General features: G+C 37.8%; 12 protein-coding genes. 3 read left to right on the plus strand and 9 right to left on the minus strand.

Annotated elements, in window-relative coordinates:
* Positions 1-201: 201 nt before the first annotated feature.
* Both OTG27_RS20780 and OTG27_RS20785 read right to left on the minus strand, forming a co-directional pair.
* Entirely contained in the window at positions 202-396 is a 195-nt protein-coding gene (locus OTG27_RS20780) for a hypothetical protein (RefSeq protein WP_098865399.1), read from the minus strand.
* Entirely contained in the window at positions 396-623 is a 228-nt protein-coding gene (locus OTG27_RS20785; RefSeq protein WP_162604539.1) for a DUF2642 domain-containing protein, read from the minus strand. Before OTG27_RS20785 ends, OTG27_RS20780 begins: the two co-directional genes overlap by 1 nt.
* 184 nt (positions 624-807) lie before the next feature.
* Between OTG27_RS20785 and OTG27_RS20790 the strand changes: the two genes are divergently transcribed.
* Genes OTG27_RS20790 through OTG27_RS20800 form a run of 3 tightly spaced genes read left to right on the plus strand, consistent with a single transcriptional unit; the run spans position 808 to position 3700 of the window.
* Positions 808-1509, plus strand: a complete 702-nt coding sequence (locus OTG27_RS20790) for a glycosyltransferase family 2 protein (RefSeq protein WP_268937969.1) — start codon at positions 808-810, stop codon at positions 1507-1509.
* Positions 1506-2636, plus strand: coding sequence for a glycosyltransferase (locus OTG27_RS20795; RefSeq protein ID WP_268937970.1), 1131 nt, complete (start codon positions 1506-1508; stop codon positions 2634-2636). The genes OTG27_RS20790 and OTG27_RS20795 overlap by 4 nt, the downstream gene beginning before the upstream one ends.
* Positions 2637-2641: 5 nt before the next feature.
* Positions 2642-3700 (plus strand): polysaccharide pyruvyl transferase family protein, encoded by a 1059-nt coding sequence (locus OTG27_RS20800; RefSeq protein WP_268563549.1) that lies wholly within the window; start codon positions 2642-2644, stop codon positions 3698-3700.
* Between the two features lie 3078 nt (positions 3701-6778).
* On the opposite strand, the gene OTG27_RS20805 is transcribed toward OTG27_RS20800, so the two are convergent.
* The 7 genes from OTG27_RS20805 to OTG27_RS20835 all read right to left on the minus strand — a co-directional run bounded on the left by OTG27_RS20805 (position 6779) and on the right by OTG27_RS20835 (position 16781).
* On the minus strand, positions 6779-7468 hold the full coding sequence (locus tag OTG27_RS20805) for an SH3 domain-containing protein (protein WP_222620051.1): 690 nt from the start codon (positions 7466-7468) through the stop codon (positions 6779-6781).
* 758 nt (positions 7469-8226) lie between these two features.
* Positions 8227-9558 (minus strand): peptide MFS transporter, encoded by a 1332-nt coding sequence (locus OTG27_RS20810; RefSeq protein ID WP_098186332.1) that lies wholly within the window; start codon positions 9556-9558, stop codon positions 8227-8229.
* Positions 9559-9958: 400 nt separating this feature from the next.
* Positions 9959-10594: a response regulator gene (locus tag OTG27_RS20815; RefSeq protein ID WP_268937971.1), complete on the minus strand. Its 636-nt coding sequence runs from the start codon at positions 10592-10594 to the stop codon at positions 9959-9961.
* Positions 10591-11931 carry a sensor histidine kinase gene (locus OTG27_RS20820; protein ID WP_268937972.1) on the minus strand — a complete coding sequence of 447 codons (1341 nt, stop codon included), beginning with the start codon at positions 11929-11931 and terminating at the stop codon, positions 10591-10593. Before OTG27_RS20820 ends, OTG27_RS20815 begins: the two co-directional genes overlap by 4 nt.
* A gap of 498 nt (positions 11932-12429) precedes the next feature.
* Positions 12430-13116, minus strand: coding sequence for a TetR/AcrR family transcriptional regulator (locus OTG27_RS20825; RefSeq protein ID WP_057276534.1), 687 nt, complete (start codon positions 13114-13116; stop codon positions 12430-12432).
* A 300-nt stretch (positions 13117-13416) separates the two neighbouring features.
* Entirely contained in the window at positions 13417-14709 is a 1293-nt protein-coding gene (locus OTG27_RS20830; RefSeq protein WP_268937973.1) for an MFS transporter, read from the minus strand.
* A 26-nt stretch (positions 14710-14735) separates the two neighbouring features.
* A complete protein-coding gene (locus tag OTG27_RS20835; RefSeq protein ID WP_268937974.1) occupies positions 14736-16781 on the minus strand; it encodes a CocE/NonD family hydrolase in 2046 nt (681 codons plus the stop codon).
* Positions 16782-16940: the final 159 nt, after the last annotated feature.

Consider the following 16940-nt stretch of genomic DNA (forward strand, 5'->3'; position numbering starts at 1 on the left):
GAAAATGTCAGAGACACATTCCCAGTCCTTCATCACCTTCCTTTTCACAATCAAATTCCCCTTCGGTTTCATCTGAAAAATGCAAGGTGAATCTTATATGAAACCCACCACTAGTAAAGTTAGGACCAGGTTTTTATCTTATATACACATTGAGGTTTATGTGAGAAAGTAGGAAAGCTTATAGAAGGCATATCTTTTATTCTAAGCTTCAACTCTCACAAAATTAATGGAAACTATCGGTATAATGACAAGCCTTGTTTGATTTTCATACCCTGTTATCGATTCAACGATTTCTATCAAACCAGATTGGCTCTTCACCAATAGACCTTCCACTAAAGTAGTGTCTGTCGCCACTTGTATATTATGAGTGATTAGATTGTTCAGCACTTCATACATTATATTTCTTCCTCCTCAACGAGTGTTACCAGTTCTATACTTCTAATCGGGATGTATACTAAGCTATTGCCCGTTTCCCGCAATACGGCATAGTCATCCTTTACTTTAATCAATTGTCCTGTTACTCCCGAGAAATGTGTTGTGATGATAATATTTCTATTGACCAAACCTTTAAGGGCCTCTTTTAATGACCGAAAATGCCCTAAGATTAAATCTGTATATAGCACGCTTTTCATCCTTTCCATGTTCTAAAACTTTTCTTGCACTCTAAAGGATATGCAGTAGACAAGTTATTGACACAACTAAATAGAATATTTTGAAGAAAGGTAGAACTACCAATTTAATTATTTTGCTTGATAAGTTTCACCTTTGATACCAATTTCACATATAGTATGTCCGAGGTGATGAAAAATGTTATACGAAAGATTTCCCGGGTTAGTAAGTGTGGTCATGACTTGTCATAATGTAGCCCCATATGTTGATGACTGTTTAAATAGTATACTTAACCAAACTTATAAGAATATAGAACTTATTATAGTAAATGATTATTCTACTGATCACACTGCTGAAATGATTGATAACTGGATCAAAAAAAACAATCCTTCATTCCCAGTTGTAGTGGTGGACCTGCCCAGGAATGTTGGTTTTTCAGGGGCATTGAATACTGGTTATTATTTATCTTCTGGTGAGTATATTGCTGTACAGGATGCTGATGACCTATCTCATCCAAACCGGTTTGAACAACAAGTGAACTTCTTAAAAATGAATCCAGACCATGTGTTGATTGGGACAAACTATAAAGTCTTTGCAGATGGTGAATTTGAAAACCAGAATAATGTACACTGGCTTAAGTACGGTCAGGATATAAAGGAAGTGTATTGGAATGGAGGGCATTGTATTTGTCATGGAACGATTTTATTCCGCGGTGTGATTTTTGATGAGTTAGGTGGCCCGACCAGAAGGATAAAGGGTGCTGAAGACTATGAATTTATTGCAAAATGTCTGAACTCCAATTACCAGATCGAAAATTTAAAAGAAGCACTCTATTATTATCGTCTCCATCCTATGCAGCGTTCCCGCGAATTTTTTGGGGAAGGCAGTAAAGAGATATGAGTGAATCTACCATGCGTGTTCTTATGACACTTGATGGAATTGATGTGGGCGGTACCGAGACACATGTTTTAAGTCTGGCTGAGGAAATGATAAATAAAGGCATAGGGATTGTCATCATAAGCAGGGGTGGTTCATTATTACAATCCTTCAGTCGATTACAATGTCCCATTTACCAAGTCCCATTCCCCTACTCTCTTCCAATTCCAGCGGATTTACAGGAGAAGTTATGTAAAGAAATCAAACAAATTATCATGACTGAAAAAATAACACTTATTCATAGCCATCAAACCCCTTCAGCTTTCTTAACCTTCCAAGCAGCAAAAGAGCTTGGTATTCCTTCAATATTTACAGTGCATGGAACTTATTATCCAAAATCCGAACTATTGCGGGTACTGCCCCTGGCAAATAAAATCATCTGTGTAAGCCCGCCAATCCAGCAATTCATACAGAAGCTTACAGATCAACCGACGATTGTCATCCCTAACGGAATAGATACCACTCGATATTCCCCATCAGACTCCTCCGATCTAAAAGTCCAGCTTGGGATCCCAAAGGATTCATTTGTTCTTTTATACAGCAGTCGAATAGCATGGACAAAGGCAAACATCTGCATGATTTTTCTGAGAGCCTGTAAAGACTTAAAGCTTTCGGACATTCCCACTTTATATGTTGTAGTTGTTGGTGATGGCCCTCGATTTAAAGAAATAAAAGACATAACGGATACAATACATCGCTCATCAACAGATAACTTCATCAATTTAGTGGGTGAAAGACTTGATTTACAGCATTATTACTCATTGGCTGACTGTGTGGTTGGAACGGGCAGGGTCGCCCTGGAGGCTATGGCCTGCGGCAAACCTGTTATCGCGGCTGGAAGCCATGGATATTTCGGTCTAGTGGAAGAACATAATTTTGAAGATGCTTGGCATTGTTATTTTGGGGACCATGGCTCTCTTAAACCCTGCAGCCGCTTTACAATGGCAAATGACATTCGGTCTTCACTATCTCCACCTGACCGTCTATTAAAGGCAGGGTCGGCTTCGCGTGAATGGATGTTAAAAAAGTTTAATATTAAATTCAGTGTAGCCAATCTGCTCGAGTGTTATAAAACTCTAATTAAGGGATGAGTGTATTGAAGAAAGTATTATATATTGGCTGGATTGGTTTTGGCAACTTGGGGGACGAGTTATTATGGAACGTGTTTAAAGAGTTAAACAAGCACTATAATTACTCTACCAAGATTGAGATTGTTCCTTCCCTGCCTGGCGTGGATATCAATCATACGGAAGAATATGACACAGTTATCTTAGGTGGCGGTTCCCTATTACTCCCCGGTTATATGGCAGCACTAAAACAGGCAATAGACCTTGGAAAAGACGTTTTTATATGGGGTAGCGGCCTTGACTGGATAACTAAAGAACAGCTGGACATTATAAACTCAGGACAATCACTATCATTAGAAAAGACTTTTACAGAAAAAGATATAATCTTGTTTCGTGAGACCCTTGAAAAAGCAGCATTTGTTGGGGTAAGGGGGCCCATTACCAAGAAGGTTCTAGAGACATTTGGAATCAACAGTGACAAAATTAAACTGATTGGAGATCCCGGGATCTTGCTTAACCCGCCCGCAGTGATTAGGAAAAAGGAAAAAATAGCAGCAATAAACTGGGGTACAACATTCAACCGATTGTACGGCCAGGATGAAGCTGCTATTGAAAATGCGCTTCTTCAAGTATCCAAAAAATTAATAAAGTCGGGTTATAAAATTTTATTGTACGTTGTCTGGGGCAGTGACCGGGAGGCCTCCAAACGACTTTACGATAAATTGAATGACCCGTTGAATGTGACTTATGATCCATCACTATACTCAGAGGAAGAGCTTATTGAAAAACTCTCTGTCTGCAGTTTGAGTATTAACTTTAAACTTCACGCTAATATCCTTTCCTTAGCAGGAAATGTCCCCTGTATCGCCCTCGGATACAGATTTAAAGTATTTGATTTGTTTCAGTCCCTTGGGCTGGAGAATTTAGTCGTTTCAACCGATTCCGATACACTAGCTCTCGATATTATGGAAGGGATCCGGGAAATTGAACTAAATAATGAAAAGATAATCGAACAATACAAAAATAGAAAGGAACAATTCAGTCCCTTAATAATTGAACCTATAAAAAATAATTTCAAAGTAGACTAAGTTTTAGATTTCAATACCAAAATTCCAAATAGTTTCAAATATATTTTCTAAATCCTTAAAATTCACCTCCAGACACAAGTTTCGGGGGTGAGTTTTTTTCTGCGGTTAACTCTAACTGTTTTGGAATAATGTAAATAACAAATAAGAGGACAAACCCGAGGACAAGGAAAACAATTAAGTTATTGCTGTCCACTTCGAAAAAGCTTCAAAATTGGGCAATTGTTTCTTTTACTTTGACCCAACAAGGTTTAGATGGCTTTAGTATGTAGATTTTAGAAAATTACCAGATAATTATCACTCTGAAATTGCATAACAAGAAGGCACTCCTTTTAAAAGGAGCGTTTATTAAGTATGCAAATAAAAAAGCACCTGTTTAAGGTGCTATGCTTGTAACGTTTTTATATAGTTGATTTTCTAAACCAATTAGAGATTGCATAGTACTTGTCAACTATCATAGGTTGCTACTCGCGGGGATCTAGCTTCCTTTATTTTAGTTTGATGGCTCCCATTTAACTATAAAAAACGCTATCATTGTTTACCTGCTTTGGCTTGGCTTCGCTACGAGACATTTGTATCCCTTGCCTTGGGACCTCCTTTTGTCTTCGGCATTAGCCTTGTTCTCTTTGACTTGCTTTTAGGTCTTTTTGTGGTGTTTGAGCTAGCACAGGTTGCTACTCGCGGCAATTTAGCTGCCTTCAATACTATCGTAGGTTGTCCCTATTCACCCCTTTATATTTCTTTAATCCTGAAAGGTGTGTTCTTCCCAAGCACATACGCTTTCATTCAAAAAAGAAATAATTCGTCTACTTCTCCATACTCAATACCACATAAACGTTTTCAATCAGTTTTTAACTCAATCAACCAAGCTTCCTATCTGATTTCCTTGTTAAAAAAATTCAATTAGTCATAATTTCCACCAATGATTCACTACAGCTTTTAGAACCTTCTAATTTTGTCGATATTTACTCAGAATTTGTAGTTATTTCTCGGGAAATTGTTGAAATTTGAAAATAGTGATTCTAAATAGTTAGAACAAAAGAATTTCTACTATTGAATTGAGTGCCTCGGTTTAAATTGGTATTAACACCTCAATATCGTAAAAGACTCTAAAAAAAACATTAAGAAACCTTTTTCTTATTTTGAAGTAATGTTTCTTAATGGTTTTTTTGTTCAGTTTTAAGTTATGACATATCGTTTGTCAGTTAAATGTTCACCTCACGCTTAGCTGCGAGTGTATTGGTTGAAAATTTCTTTAATCCTGAAAGGTATGTTCTTCTAAAGACACATACGCTTTCATTCAAAAGAGAAATAATTCGTCTACTTCTCCATACTCAACTCAATACCCATAAACGTTTCCAATCAAGTTTTTAACTCAATTGGTCATAATTTTCACCAATGTTTTACTACATCTTTTAGAACCTTCTAATTTTGTCGATATCTACTCAGAATTTGTAGTTATTTCTCGGGAAATTGTTGAAATTTGAAAATAGTGATTCTGAATAGTTGGAACAAAGGAATTTCTACTATTGATTTGATTGCCTCGATTTAAACTGTTATTTAACATCTCAATATAGTCAAAGAGACTAAAAAAAGTAATGAAACCTTTTTCTTATTGAAGTAATGTTTCTTAATGGTTTTTTGTTGTTCAGGTTTAAGCTATGACATATCGTTTGTCAGTTAAATGTTCATTTCACCCGTAGGTGCGAGTTTATTGGTTAAAAATTCAGCTTTCTTTTAATTGAATGAGAGCATGGGTTAAATTGTCATATGTATCGGGTATCGCTATCTCTGTTTCATTGGTTCCTTCTAATCTTTCTTTTTCTTGAAACAAGGGGGCCTTTAGCTCTATCGTTTAGGGAGTTCCCCGTATAGCGTATCGCTTTAGCTTTAAGCGTTTCGATGTCGGATTGAAAGAAGGTGTGTAAATTCCCACATTTTAATAATGGTTATTCATTTCGTTCTAAGTTTTAGACATACTTTCGAGCATTGATTTTGCCTTTCCACTTCCTTTGAAGAGGATGCTCATTCAGAAGTAAATCCTGTTTCATATCGGACTTCCCTTTCTATTTAAAGATGCAGAATCTGTGGACTTATTTTCATGTTATATCGCACACCGATACGAAACATAAAAAAGAACCGATAAGCCCCTTTCTTGAGGAACACTATTGAGGCAATGGATCTTGCTGGAGCTGGGAAACCGTTGTTTTAAGCTGAGCCATATCTTTGTCAGTGGATTGTTCATTTCAAGCGTAGCTGCGAGTTGTTCATTGGTTAAAACATTTAAAATCTCATTTATTTGTTTGGAATTATGGGTTAAGTTGTCTTTATACCGGGTATCGCTATCTCTGTTTCATCGGTTACTTCTAATCTACCTTTTTATAGATACATAAGATCTTTAGCTGTATCCTCCAGGGACACGCCCTTATCACGTATCGTATAACGCTATGTGCGCTTCGATGTCAGATTGAATAAAGATAGGTAACCACCATCTTAAACTCATATCCGTTTCGTTCTAAGTTTTGACCATACTTCTGAACAGTGGGTGTGCATCCCCACTTCTTCTGCCACTTCCTTAGAAAAGAATACAAAGAATACTCGTTCATTCGGATGTATATCATGTTTGCATCAAACGTCACTTTTCTATTAAACCTAAAGATTCGAATTTATTTGCAAGTTATATCGCCCAGCGATACGCAACACACAAAAAAGAGCCGATCAATCCCTGTCTGAAGCACCTCTATTAAGGATGACTCTTGTTTTTGAATGCAAGTTCTCAACTGTCTCAACTCTCATTTCATTAAACTGCCTTTTTTTGCTTGCTTCAAATTGTGCATTTTGTTTTGGATGCATATCGCTTAAACAAATCTCCAATGAAATTTCAATTGAGCCTTCGCTTGCCTTTGGTAGAACGTCCGATACATTGGTATCGCCGAGCTTTTACAAAACAGGTGCCAAACCTGTAAAGTTGAAATATTCTCTCTTCATTCTGTTTTTCAGCTACGCGAATCATATATGGCACTATGAATTTTTTTAAAGTTTTTTGGATTCGCATAGGCAAAAAACCTTAACAGTCATCCCTTATTTTCTGAATATGGAGAAAAGTCCCCGCCATTTTTCGGAACGTTTTTGTATAGTCTCTTCTAAACGTTTATTAAATTCATTTTGTGAACTCCATTCTTTTTTCTGTTCATCCCGCATATTTTGTATTTCTTTTTGTAAGAGTTCACTTTTTTGTTTTTCTTGTTCCAGCAATGTTTCGTAATGGGTATTTTGTTGCTCAGTTAATTGTTCAATTTTAGTATTAGTTCTTTGCGCTGAATTTCCAATACTAGAACTTATAACATGATGATCTTGCTGGAGCCTGGAAACCTTTGTTTTAAGCTGTGACATATCGTTTGTCAGTTGGGCATTCATTTCACGTGTGGCTGCGAGTTCATTGACTAAAAACATTAAGACCTCGTTTAATTGATTGGGGTCGTGGGGTGAATTTTCATATGTATCGGGTATCGCTATGTGTGTTTCATTGGCTCCTTCTAATCTTTCTTTTTGTTGATACACAAGGTCTTTAGCTGTATCGTCTAGGGGCTTGTCCGTATCGCGTAGCGCTATAAGCGCTCCGATGTCAGATTTAACAAAGATACGCCGATCTCCATCTTTCAAAAACTCATATCCATTCCGCTCTAAGATTTGACCATACTTTCGAACAGTGGGAGTTGCAATCCCCACTTCTTCTGCCACTTCCTTGGAAGAGAAAGCTCGTTCATTCATTTGTATATCGCGTCGCATATCGGACCTCTTTTCTATAACTAGTTGTATCTGTAGTCTACCCGACCTTAAATTTTCTGTCTAGATAAGTATAGCCTATCCAGAAGTCGTTAGGGATAGCGATAAGATTCCCTTTTCCTTTCTTCTGTTTCCATATTGGATTAGATCACCTATTCACTTACCTTCCTTCTCTTGCATAGCCTCCATCTCCCCTTATAATTGCGGATGTTACATCTGGTTGGGCCTGGCGCCTGGTCCCGTGCCTTTGGAAAACTGGCCAGCCTTATCCACAAGATTCCCCTTTTTTTGTTGCAAGTTACCACTCGGACAAATTTCATATAATCACTTAAGTGGAGTGAATTACATCCTAATTCATAGGCTCTTTTACATAACCAGCTCTGAGTGCTTTTCTACTAAAAGTGGCTGGTCGATTATTGAAACCAAGTTTATTAATCTACCTAAGTGTTTATTATTGTTTCTCATCTAATATAGCTTTGACTTGTTTTATAAGAACTTCCCATTGATTTGCTTTTGTTTACTTATGTTCCGTACCATTCAAATTGATGAAAGACTCGTGAAAATGCTGAAACACAATAAGATTAAGCAAACAGAAATAAAACTTCAAAGAATCGTTCCTTTCTGGTATGGGTCATTGTGGAGACCCCGCTACACCAGTTTGGACCGATTCTATTATTTTCCCACTAAAAAAAGCTCGACCCAAATGGCACATTATATGCCTTTTGGGTCAGCTCATTTTTTCATTATTTCATCAGCTTTGCGACTGGCTTCGAAAGGAACAACAATACAATACCCAAACCAATTGTTACAAAACCAATTACACTGAAGATTTCCAGGTAACCTAAAGACTGCGTATATGCAGCTAATTGTCCGGCTACCATATTGGCCACCGCGGAACTTGCCAGCCATACTCCCATTAGAAGTGAGGCAAGCTTGATTGGAGCAATTTTACTTACCATTGATAAGCCGACTGGTGAAATCATTAATTCGGCTAATGTATGAAGGAAATACGTTACAATCATGAACAGGATGTTCACTTTCAGCGCTGTATCGTTTCCTGTGTACATAACGGCAGGAAGCAGTACTAAGAAACCTAAACCAACAGTGACTAAACCGAGAGCCATCTTCGTTGGGGTTTTTAAGTCACCGCGTTTTGAGCTGCCAAGCTTGTACCATAAAGCAGACATAATTGGCGCTAAAATCACGATGAATAATGGGTTCAATGATTGGAACCAGGCAGTTGGAACCTCAAAGCCAAATACATTCCGGTCAATTTGGTCATTAGCATACAATGTCAATGAACTTCCTGCCTGCTCGAAAGCGGCCCAGAACGCAATGACGAAGACTGCCAGAATCACGATAGCCGTTGTACGTTTTTGTTCTCTTTTCGTTAACGGTGCAGCTGATTTTTTACCAGCTGTAACATCCGGTTTGCCAGTAGGTTCTTTACCGATATCACCTAAATAGCGATTGCCTAATAAGTTGAAAACTAACTGTCCTACAATCATGCCAATTGCTGCTGTCAAGAACCCATATTTATAGCTCATAAGCCCGACTACTAATGGGGCGAAGAAAGCCCCAACGTTAATACCCATATAGAAGATGGTGAAAGCCCCATCACGACGCGGATCATTGTCTTCATAAAGATCACCAACAATTGTCGAGATGTTTGGCTTGAAGAAACCATTACCGATGATCAATAAACCAAGACCAATGTAAAGCGCTGTTAAACTCTGACTTGCGAATAGCGAAAAGTTACCCAGCGCCATTAAAATACCGCCAATCGTGATCGCCAATCTTCTGCCTATGAAACGGTCAGTCAAGTATCCGCCAATCATTGGCGTAATATAAACGGCACCAGTAAAGAATCCGTATATGCCCATAGCCGCAGATTTGTCGACTCCAAGCCCGCCGTTTACAACCGTTGCCGTTAAGTAAAGAACAAGGATTGCCCTCATTCCGTAATAGCTGAAGCGCTCCCATGCCTCAGTAGCGAACAGCATATACAGTCCTGGAGGATGCTTTTTCCTGGACTGGTTTGGCTGCTGAACTTCTTCTTTTAATAGTGCTTGCATAATAAAGTCCTCCTCAAAATGGTTAACCACCAATCGTTACATTCATAATTGCATGGTCTTTATTTTAATAGACAATTGATTGGTACGATGATGGCCACTCACTCCATCAAACTCACCCTCAGTAAGCGTTTTCATTTTTTAATCTTCGCTCTGGTGCAAAAAGAATCTGATAGCAAAATCTTCATGAGCATTAACTTATAAATTCATTCATTTAACTTGAAGACAACCAATGTAGTTATTTATATTTTAAAGAATCTTTAGTGTTGTAAAATAATTTTATATTATCAGAAAATATAAAAATACAGAAAAAAAAGAAAAAAAGTCTTGTTGCATTAATGGTTGTGCAGCAACGGAGCCCCCCCATCATAATAAAAAAACTGCCTTGTATTAAGGCAGTTTCTTAGTCAACAATCCATTGATATAAATTTTTGGGTCTTCCTATTTTTTGATAACTCACAATAGTTTCCACTTTTCCTTCATCAAGTAAATGCATAATATAGCGATAGACGGTCGGATAAGCCAATCCAACTTCTTTAGAAATTGTATCAACGGAAAAAGGCTCACGATTAGAATGTAGAAAATCACTAACGTGACGAAGTGTTCTCTTACTAATTCCCTTTGTTACAAATATATCCTTCTCTTCACTGGATTTTTGCTGCGGAGCTGATTGGGTTAATTTTGCTAGGCGGGCATGCAATTGAATTCTTGAAATCAAATCAGGCGCTTTTACAGGCTTTAACGCAAAATCCGTTGCGCCTGCTTCAAGAAAGCGATCAGCAATTTCCTGTCGTTCATCGACTGTTAATACAAGAATCGGAACATCAGCATTAAGTTTACGAAGCTCACCCACTGTTTTTATTCCGTCCATTTCCGGCATATGATAATCAACTAAAACAACATCCGCTCCTTTTTCTGCAAACACATTCAACCCTTCGTTTCCATTGTTCGCCGTTTCTGCATTCCAGCCGGCAAATTCACAAATTTCACTTAGCATGTATTGAATTGATGCATCATCATCTATGACTAAAATGTTCATCTTGACACACTCCCCTCAGCTAGTTTAATCCAAATTATTGTCCCGTGCCCAAGCTTGCTGTCAATTTCCACCGATGCACCATGTCCTTCAGCAACTTGTCGTACGAAAGCTAATCCCATCCCTGGATGCGATTTCGTACTGAACCCAGCTTTCCATACTTCCACCTGCTCTTTAGGTGAAATCCCTTTCCCGTTATCTGATACGCCCAACCAAAGTTCATTTTCATAGGTTTTTACCTTAAGCAAAATCTTTCCATCTCCCACTCCATTCACTGCATCATAAGCATTGTCAATTAAATTCACCAATGCCCTTGTCATTCGGATTTTATTAATTAAAATTTTAATTTCAGGATCTGTTTGAAAGTCTACCTTCAGATTAAGATTTGTCCCGCTCAGTCTGCTTGCTTCGACATATTCAACTAAATCTTTTATACGGCACCAATGTTTTTTATCATCATATAAAATCTCAGAAATCATGTCGCTAACGGAATGAATCGATGCTGAAATCCTTTGACAATATTCCTTAATTTTAGAATCGTCCACTTTCAAACTAATTAAAGAATTTAGCCCCTCAATTGCTGTGAGAGGCGTTTTTAAATCATGGACCAGATATAGTGCTTCTCGTCCTGATCTTGACTGCATTGCTTCTAACTGCGCGTAATGAAGCTCTTGCTTTATCCGCCATCTTTGTTCGGATAAAGAAAAATACACAGCTAAAATAACAGCATTAATAACAAAAATTAAGCACAAAGTTAAACTGTACAATGTTAAAGATTGCTCAAATCCAATTTGAACCGCTATATCTTTTAATTCCTTTGAAATCGATCCTTGGCCAAATCCATATTGGGATAAAGAAGGAATCTCATTCAGCCATTCAATCCCAAAGATTAATTGAGAACAAATAATCGTTTTAATAATGGGCTTTAGTCTATCCTTTTCAAAGGCTTGCAATAATAAGATGGCTAACAACAATAACAACGCATATGCGCTAAATGAGTATGTTAAAGAATAATAAGCATTTATCACGATATAATCGAGAGGAATAACAATAAGAGGAATGACGATTTTTAACCATGGACGGTTTAAACGAGCACCGATTTCGTCTCCCAACAGCAGTGCACCAATATAATGAAACAAAGCTAAAACTGTATTTAAAGAAATTAACAAAAAAACGGCAAGCATTAGCTTATTTCCCGTTTCTTCACCTTCTCTTAAAGAAATAAGCAAATCAGTAAGGCCAATTTCGTCAGGACCCAACCACGACAGTAAGAATACCCCGAATAAAATTACTCCAATTTTTATCCATATTGTCCAAGACCTCATAAGACTAGCTATCATAATCATTTCACCTTTAATCGATTATTTGCTTCTAGAATAGAATGATGACCATTCTTTCATTTCGTATTGATTTAAATGTATGTATACCCTTCCATTCTCATTATACGCAATTCATCATTATTATGAAAATTATAAAAAAATGGATTCTAATGCTCGAAAATCTTGCAAATAAACTCTAAATCTTGAACAAAGATTATGTACTTGAACTGTTTTGTAACGTCATTTTTAACTGAGGTTTTATATCATTCACGGATGGCTAATATTCTATAGGTATGTCCCGTTTCAACGACCTAAGTTTTTCAAGGAAAGGGTGCGCTTCTGGGGCAAGAAATGCGCTCTAAGAGCCGGTGCCTTTGATTAGGAAGATTATTGAAGGTAAACAAGAAATAATAAAATAAATATCCTTATCCCAAGCATTATCGACCAATAGATTAAGGCTTTTTCGATGTCGCTAGGAAAACAAATATGTAAATTTTATTTGTCAAATGGTAGAGAACGCTACTGCCGATTTGCATGATCTTTTTTAAAATGAAAGAGATTTGCGTTGTGTACAATCTCTGTTATATAGTTCATGGTGATTTTTGCAGCCGTTTGAAAATCATAGCTTTTGCGATTATTTAAAACATTCGTAAACATTCCCTGCCATACTAAAATGGTCAATTCATTAATCGCATCAACGTTTTCCTCTTTAATGTAGCCCTCTCTTAGTGCAATTTCTAAAAAGGATCGCCCTCTTTTTGACACATTACGTTCGAAAAGGATAGTCTTTAATTCTTCAGGGATGTTAATCAAATCAGATGGATAGATTTTGTAATAGTCTTCAAGCAACTTTTCAGGTTGATCAGCTAGGTCCATAATAAAAACCGCATGGAAGATTTGTGGTTGCTGAAAAGAGTGATTACAAAAACATTCCCATGCTAATAAGTACTTTTCAATTGGATCTTTTCCTTTTTCAATATAAACAGCCACCTCATCTGTGTAGCATTTCAAGAATTTCATTGAAGCGAAAAAAATCAAATGGGAGACCTCAGAAAAATAGTTATAAATGGTTGCGCTATTATAGCCCGCTTTATCCGCAACTTTCCTTATTGTTACATTCTCTAAACCTTCTTCTTCGATAATTTCAGCTGTTGCGTCCACAAAGTATTTCCACATGCGGCCCATTTGTATTTCTTTTTTTTTCATATCTATTCCCCTCACATTTTTAAAAAGATATAGGTCCATTTCAATCACTGAACCCTATAAAACAAAGCTTTCTGTATTCTTATCTATATTTTATAGTGGCATGCTAATCAATAAAGTGCTGATGGATAAATTATACCAAACTATGGCATGGAAGCCGAAAGAACATTAGCCCACAATAGAAACGTATAAAAATAAAAAGCTGGCAAAAAACAAAACGTTTATCGCCAGCCTCTTTACATTTTTGGGGATCTTTAAGAAGACCTCATTAATTCTATCACTTGGGTACCCTCTTGCCTTTTGCTAACTTGCTTTCATTTCTCTCTTCAGGAGCGAAATCTCTTTTCGTTTTTCTTTCGTTACTCTTTGCCAAATTATAGCCGTAATCAACCCAACAATCGTCAAGCCTAATAAAATTGTAAATAATACCTTATAACCGTCTGTACCACTCCAGTGGTCCAAACAAGCACCTGCAACAATTGGCATAAAGATTTCTCCGCTATACCCAATAATCATCAAGGGCATGGCAACTGTTCCTGTTGTTTCGACAGGATAGTCTCCTTCCACCAAAATAGCGAAGTGCGTTGCCTGTAATGCATACATTGATATATAAATAATCGCTATAAAAACTAACAGTAATAAGATGAAAGAAGGCTTTCCGGGTAATACGATGAGAGCAGCTAAACCGATTGCCAGAACACAATAGCCAATTATGACCATATTCGAAATACCAATTCGATCCCCGATAATGCCAGAGCCGAAACTTCCGATTGGGCGGCAATATTGTGAAAAGTAACCCAATGCAGCGGCAATTATTGTTGAAGCACCAAAGGCGGCCGTTGCATAAGGCGTAATATAATAGAAACTATTAATCATCGCATAAGACGTTAATATAAGAATGGCTGCCAACCAGGTTGTTGGCATTTTGAGAATCCTCAAAAGTATTGCCCAATCAAATTTTTTATCCTCCTTTTCTTTTATTTCACCACTACTGTTGTTACCATCTGGTTCCTTATAAAGTAACATAATCATGAACCCTAAAAGAATGCACATCACGGAATAGAAAATAATCACAGAAGACAATGCCAGCTTGTCACTCAGTTGCTTTGCTAAAATGGCGAATAGTCCTAATACCAAAGCAGATTCGATAACTTTGGCAGCACCGCGTCCGCCTTCAAAAAAGCCGAATGCTTTTCCTTGTTCATTTTCAGATGCTAACGAACGGACAGCCTTTATTAATGCTACCCAAAAGGTCATGATGGATGTTATTCCCCAAGCTGCATAGATTAGCAGCAACACAGGGTAAGGGGGATACAATAGTAAAGCAAAGCCTAGAAAACCTGTCGTAAATAAAGATATGGACAACAAGTGCTTCGTTCTCCATCTATCTGCCACATACCCTCCAAAGATATAGGAAATCAAACAGCAAACTCCATAAGCGCTGCCAAGCGTACCCATTTGTGTATTGGTTAAGTGAAAGGCATTTAAGAATACATCATAATAATAGTTTCGAAAATAAGGCAATGTATAAATCATTTCACCTGCAATGATTAATATGACTAGAGTAGGTATATTTTTCCTTAGTTTACCTTTCATCACTTTTCTCTCCAATCCCTGGCTTTTTAAAGTCCTGAACGCTCAATCTTTTGATCCCAATTCTTATGGAATGCCGGTCGGCTGTTTTCTTTAACATCCATTTCCCCAACAATCATAAAGCTTTCTTCATCAGAAGTTTGCGTAACCGTAATGTCAGCTTCAATCCACCAACCCTCACGCCCAATTCTCATTTTTTGACAAATGGTATATTTCGCCGAAAGAGGATTAGCATTACTTAATGTCAACTCTCGTCTCAAATTGTGTTCAACCGTAACATCGATGTCATCAAAGCGATAGACCCCTTCACCAAATACCCCCCCTACACCATCGGTTATGCAAGTCCATGTATCCGTTAAAATATCGTATGAAATGGAACGATCGACTTTTCCCTCTGAAAGTATAGTTGTTGGAGTTAATGGCGCGCTTTGAGGACTCATATTCGGTCCAGATACCTGGCTTCCTTTAAAGATCGGTAATGAAAACTTTGCGGTTTCAAGATTCAGAGTAAGTGTTGCATCCTCAGGCATTGGCCAAAACATTGGCCAAAAAGTTGTTGCAATAGACAAACGTATCCGGTGCCCGGCTTTAAATTTATGCCCGCAACAGTCTAAATTAACAAATGCATTTACCTTTTCACCAGGGGTTAACAAGTCTACTTGATCATGTCCATTTAAATGGGTTAAATTCATTACTCCATAAGAAACACGGGTAACGGCTCCATCTGGTGCAACATCTGATAGTTGTGCAAAGAGCATTGCCTTTGGTTTGTCACTTGTCATTTGTACTTCAAATCTTGGATAACCGACTATTTCCAACGGGCTTTCTAAGACATCCCCTTCAAATACCATCGCCATACCATCATCCAATCGTTGATCTGATGGACTTTCCCCCGGTACTCCGGCACCCATCCATTCACCTGATAAAAGGCCGTGATTTAAAGGTGTTTTTAATAACACTCGCTCTTCTGTTTCATCTCTTTCTTCTAGCAATTTACCATGAGTCAATTGATAAGTTTGCGTTAGAACTTCATTTGATGGCCAGGAATCGAGTCCAACCCACTCTCCTTTACTTACTGGTTTAATGGAAGAAGGGGGCATACTTTCCTCAAGCCATACATTCACCATTGGTCCATCCATCGCATCGTTCTCTTTTCCTTTTAGCCAATGGTCCCACCATTTAACAGCTTCTTGCAAAAAGCCCATTGCTGGTCCTGGAACTCCATCATGAGGGTATACATGTGCCCAAGGACCAATAATCCCCTTCCCGGGAACTGAAAGCCCTTTCATTAAACTTAATACGGTATTCGTATAAGAATCTTCCCAACCATCGATGGCTAGAACCGGCACTTCAATGTCATCGTAATTTTCACAAACTGAACCATGCTTCCAATAAGCATCTCTTGTTTGGTGCTCCATCCATTGCGCCATCCATAAAGGCATTTCCTCTAATCTTTCCAGCCATTTTTCACGCCAGCTATCCCCAACAATATGAGGGTCAAGCGGACGCACCTGATAGGCCAGCATAATAGCCCCCCACCAGAAATTATCATTTAAGAGGCAGCCGCCTTTATAGTGGATATCATTGTTATACCGGTCATCGGTAAACCCGAGTGTAATAATCGCTTTTAAATTTTTGGGTCTTCTGGCTGCAACTTGAAGCGAATTAAAGCCCCCCCATGATTTACCCATCATACCGATATTTCCATCACACCAAATTTGCTTTGAGATCCAATCAATAACTTCCAGAGCATCATCTTGTTCTTGCTTTAAGTATTCATCCCTTAACAGACCATCTGATTCTCCCGAACCCCTCATATCCACTCTGACAACTGCATATCCATGCCCGGCAAAATAACCATGCATCGGTTCATCTCTTGCCCTTGTACCGTCTGTTTTTCTGTAAGGAATGTACTCTAAAATGGCAGGTACTTTTTGTCCTTCCCTAACTTCAGGCAACCAGATACGACTTGAAAGTCTAGTTCCATCTTTTAAAACAATCCAAGTGTTTTCAATGGTTTGGTACGCATAAGGAAAATTAGTGATAATTTCTTTTTCTTTATATTCTGTTGACACTTTTCATCCTCCTCTTACTTATTTTCATCCGCCGTAAAGTAGTCATTATCTTTACTTTTAACTCACTATTAGCGCCTTTTATAATTTTTTAATCGTAATTACAAAACAATCAAAGTGATTTTATAATCATGATTATATTTGTGAAATTAGTATATCACC

The organism is Peribacillus sp. AS_2, from assembly GCF_026891895.1.
Taxonomy (GTDB): Bacteria; Bacillota; Bacilli; order Bacillales; family DSM-1321; genus Peribacillus; species Peribacillus frigoritolerans.